The sequence below is a fragment of the Streptosporangium nondiastaticum genome (assembly GCF_003011965.1).
GTDB lineage: Bacteria > Actinomycetota > Actinomycetes > Streptomycetales > Streptomycetaceae > Streptomyces > Streptomyces nondiastaticus.
The window spans coordinates 1-390 of the sequence record NZ_PXWG01000408.1; the positions used below are offsets into that span (position 1 = coordinate 1).

1 protein-coding gene is annotated in these 390 nt (G+C 70.5%); it reads left to right on the top strand.

Going from position 1 to position 390, the window contains the following annotated elements:
- Positions 1–219, top strand: a 219-nt coding sequence (locus B7P34_RS38065) for a hypothetical protein (RefSeq protein ID WP_189383305.1), incomplete at its 5' end; no start/stop codon positions are given.
- Between the last annotated feature and the right edge of the window lie 171 nt (positions 220–390).

A 390-nucleotide genomic window follows, 5' to 3' on the forward strand; every position in this document is an offset into this window, starting at 1 on the left:
GGGGCCGTGTACGACCTGCTCTACGACGACACCTTGAAGCCGGTCATCGACGACTGGACGCCGCGTGAGGCGTGGGTGGAGGCGTTTGAGGAGCGGCGCAGGCAGCTGCTTGCCGAGGCTACGGAGATGGACAGCTACTACGCAGAGGGCGCGACCCGAAACCGTAAGCAGGCGGATCGATGCACTGCGCTCCTGCGCGACCTGGGAGGTGCGGCGTGAGCGCCGCGTCCCGGCTGGCGAAGGCCGACACCAGGATCATGCGCGACCCTGCCACGGGCCGGTTCCTCGCCCGCACCGCAGCCGTGGACGCCGCTGTGTCGTCGTGGCCGTCTCTGGCCCGCAACAGCGCCGGTGTCCGGGGTGGTCTCGGGTTCGACCTGGACGCGCCGG